3 protein-coding genes are annotated in these 3,571 nt (G+C 45.0%); 1 reads left to right on the forward strand and 2 read right to left on the reverse strand.

Features of this window, described 5'->3' with window-relative positions:
- Nucleotides 1–90 precede the first annotated feature (90 nt).
- Nucleotides 91–1,275 (forward strand): NO-inducible flavohemoprotein, encoded by a 1,185-nt coding sequence (gene hmpA / locus R7035_RS24985; protein ID WP_256901432.1) that lies wholly within the window; start codon nucleotides 91–93, stop codon nucleotides 1,273–1,275.
- 80 nt (nucleotides 1,276–1,355) lie between these two features.
- Here the strand turns inward: hmpA and motX are convergent, their stop codons facing one another.
- Both motX and R7035_RS24995 read right to left on the reverse strand, forming a co-directional pair.
- On the reverse strand, nucleotides 1,356–1,991 hold the full coding sequence (gene motX, locus R7035_RS24990) for a flagellar protein MotX (RefSeq protein WP_005381388.1): 636 nt from the start codon (nucleotides 1,989–1,991) through the stop codon (nucleotides 1,356–1,358).
- A gap of 216 nt (nucleotides 1,992–2,207) precedes the next feature.
- Nucleotides 2,208–3,524 carry an adenylosuccinate synthase gene (locus R7035_RS24995; RefSeq protein ID WP_005381385.1) on the reverse strand — a complete coding sequence of 439 codons (1,317 nt, stop codon included), beginning with the start codon at nucleotides 3,522–3,524 and terminating at the stop codon, nucleotides 2,208–2,210.
- Nucleotides 3,525–3,571 lie beyond the last annotated feature (47 nt).

The raw sequence follows: 3,571 nt of genomic DNA on the forward strand, positions 1-3,571 counted from the left end.
AAAAGTGTAAATCTTTTCTTGATCGAAAGATACATTTGAGATACAACTTTAAACATGCATTATAAATACAACTTAAAGTAGGAAGCCCTTATGCTCAGCAATCAAACTATCGAGATCGTCAAAGCGACCGCACCACTCATCGCCGAAACAGGACCAAAACTGACCGCGCACTTTTACGAGCGTATGTTTACTCATAACCCTGAGTTGAAAGATATTTTTAACATGAGTAACCAGCGTAACGGCGATCAGCGTGAAGCATTATTCAACGCTATCTGTGCCTATGCTGCCAATATTGAAAATTTGCCAGCTCTGCTTGGCGCAGTAGAGAAAATTGCGCATAAGCACACGAGCTTTTTGATCACAGAAGATCAGTACCAAATCGTTGGTAAGCATTTACTTGCGACAATCGATGAGCTTTTTAATCCAGGTCAAGAAGTGTTGGATGCTTGGGCTGAGGCTTACGGCGTACTTGCGAATGTATTTATTCAGCGCGAAGAACAAATTTACCAACAAAATGAAGCTTTGGAAGGCGGCTGGCGCGGTCTACGCGAATTTGAATTAGTCGATAAAAAGATTGAGAGCGAACACATTTGCAGCTTTGTGTTCAAGCCAACCGATGGCCAAAAAGTGGCGCCGTATAAACCGGGACAATACCTTGGCATCTACATCAACAGTGAACAGTTAGAAAACCAAGAAATTCGCCAATATAGCCTGTCTTCTGCGGTCCAAGAGAACACCTACCGTATCTCAGTAAAACGTGAAGAAGGCGGAAAAGTGTCGAACTACCTGCACGATAGCCTGAACATTGGCGAAAAAGTGCAGCTTGCGGCCCCTGCCGGTGATTTCTTTATGGATGCCGAACCACAAACACCCGTTGTTCTAATTTCTGCTGGTGTGGGACTTACTCCAACGCTGTCAATGCTAGAAAGTCTCTCAGCACATCAAGCACCTGTAACTTGGGTTCATGCAACAGAAAATGGCCAACAGCATGCTTTCAAGCAACACGTAAACCAACTCGTTGCAGAAAAAGAAAATATGAACGCGCTCGTTTGGTATAACCAACCAACGGCAGAAGACAAGCTAGGTGAAGACTTCCACTTCACGGGCTTTGTCAATCTGTATGAAATTGAAGCTGCATTAAAGCAAGATAAAGTGCAGGTATACTTCTGTGGTCCTGTAGGATTTATGCAGCACGTAGCGAAACAGCTATTAGAACTTGGCGTACCAGAAGAGCAATTCCATTACGAATGCTTCGGTCCACACAAAGTGGTTTAAGCGCTACCAACTATCGGGAAAACAACAAAGCCCACGTGACGTGGGCTTTGTTGTATGAAGTTGTTTGCAATATTGAAGCGTTACCAAAAGGTGTCTCGCCGTTTAGCTCGAGCAATAACGTTTTGTGGCATACGCTGTTCAAGGCCGTTTCTCAATACAGTTATGCGCTTATGCTGCCGCTTATCTGCTGTGACAGAGTTATATAACCAACGATACGCATCTTCGTAATCGAGTGGACTGCCATAATCACGTAAAAGCAACTCGGCCAGATGAATACGCGCGTTTAGGTTTCCCATTGACGCTGCTTCTCGCAAATATGGAATTGCACGTTCTTTATCTTGCTGTACTAAAGTGCCACGCGAATAGTATCGGCCAATCTGCTCTAGTGCAGCAGGTAACCCCTGATGCGCTGCATTTTCGATATAGTAAAGACCCAGTTCGACATCTTGCTCGACACACACACCCCAAGCTAACATATCTCCGTATAGAAACTCATAAGCGGGTAAGTTAATTCGAGTCGCACGAGCTACGATATCCTCCACCAGCTGGCAGTTATCAGCGCGCACACGTTGTAAGTGCTTATTTTGCTCAATAAGCTTTATCAGCTCTGCTTCGGTATAGATCGGAACTGGTGCCCCCACATCAGCAACATTAGCTTTCACTGTGGTAGCAACCAAGGTCAACAACAGTGAAGCAGCCACTGTTCGTAACTTCATAAACGTACCCTTAAGGTATCTAAGAAACCAAAGATCGGTGAAGGATCTCCTCTGCTTGATAACCTTATCGGCAAAAAACAGCTAAGCTTTAGACAATTTTTGCCTCTGATTTAGGCTCAGCGGCAAAAGCTTGCCATATGAGAGTCACGCTGTTTTTGTTCAGATACAAAAAAGCCGACCATAAGGTCGGCTTTTGCAATCTTTAACGGCTATCAATTAAGCTTCGAATGGGTGAACTTTGATGATAGTTTCGTTACGGTCAGGACCTGTAGAGATGATGTCTACTGGAACGCCAGTTAGCTCTTCAATACGCTTGATGTAGTCAAGAGCGGCTTGTGGTAGAGCATCTAGTGACTTAGCACCAAATGTGTTCTCAGACCAACCAGGCATTGTTTCGTAGATTGGCGTTGCTTTTTCGAATGCTTCAGCAGCCATCGGAGAAACTTCTAGCACAGAGCCATCTTCCATCTTGTAACCAGTACAGATTTTTAACTCTTCTAGACCATCTAGTACGTCTAGTTTAGTTAGACAGAAACCAGATACAGAGTTGATTTGGATTGCACGACGCATAGCAACAGCATCGAACCAACCTGTACGACGTAGACGACCAGTTGTCGCACCGAACTCGTGGCCAACTTCACCTAAGTGCTTACCAATAGGATCTTGCTTATCTAAACCGTCGTATAGTTCAGTCGGGAATGGACCAGCACCAACGCGAGTACAGTACGCTTTTGCGATACCCAAGATGTAACCGATGTGACGAGGACCAAAACCAGAACCTGCAGCAACACCACCAGCAGTCGTGTTAGAAGACGTTACGTACGGGTAAGTACCGTGGTCGATATCAAGTAGTGTACCTTGTGCACCTTCGAACATGATCTTGTCGCCGCGCTTACGTGCTGCGTCTAGTTCGTCAGTTACGTCGATAACCATTGACGTTAGTAGTTCAGCGTAGCCTTTAGCTTGCTCAAGTACTTCTTCGTAGCTTACTGGCTCCGCTTTGTAGAAGTTAACTAGTTGGAAGTTATGGAACTCCATGACTTCTTTTAGCTTCTCTGCGAAAGTCGCCATATCGAATAGGTCGCCAACGCGTAGACCGCGACGAGCAACTTTATCTTCGTATGCTGGACCGATACCACGACCAGTAGTACCGATAGCTTTTTTACCGCGAGCGATTTCGCGAGCTTGGTCCATTGCAACGTGGTAAGGAAGAATTAGCGGACATGCTTCAGAAATGAAAAGACGCTCGCGTACTGGAATACCGCGCTCTTCAAGAGGCTTCATTTCTTTAAGTAGAGCTTCAGGTGATAGTACAACACCGTTACCGATAACACATTTTACGTTATCGCGAAGGATACCTGATGGAATTAAGTGAAGAACGGTTTTTTCACCGTCAATTACGAGAGTGTGACCTGCGTTGTGACCGCCTTGGTAGCGTACCACGTATTTTGCATCTTCAGTTAAAAGGTCTACGATTTTACCTTTACCTTCGTCACCCCATTGGGTGCCTAGAACGACTACGTTATTTCCCATCTTTCCAAGTCTGATTGCTAGTTAAAAATGGATTCTAGCACCGAATC

Source organism: Vibrio sp. 1731, assembly GCF_033339955.1.
Lineage (GTDB): Bacteria > Pseudomonadota > Gammaproteobacteria > Enterobacterales > Vibrionaceae > Vibrio > Vibrio alginolyticus.

Bases quoted from the DNA above. Each gene is read 5' to 3' on its own strand.
- motX (WP_005381388.1), bottom strand. From the start codon at position 1,991: ATGAAGTTACGAACAGTGGCTGCTTCACTGTTGTTGACCTTGGTTGCT.
- R7035_RS24995 (WP_005381385.1), bottom strand. From the start codon at position 3,524: ATGGGAAATAACGTAGTCGTTCTAGGCACCCAATGGGGTGACGAAGGT.
- hmpA (WP_256901432.1), top strand. From the start codon at position 91: ATGCTCAGCAATCAAACTATCGAGATCGTCAAAGCGACCGCACCACTC.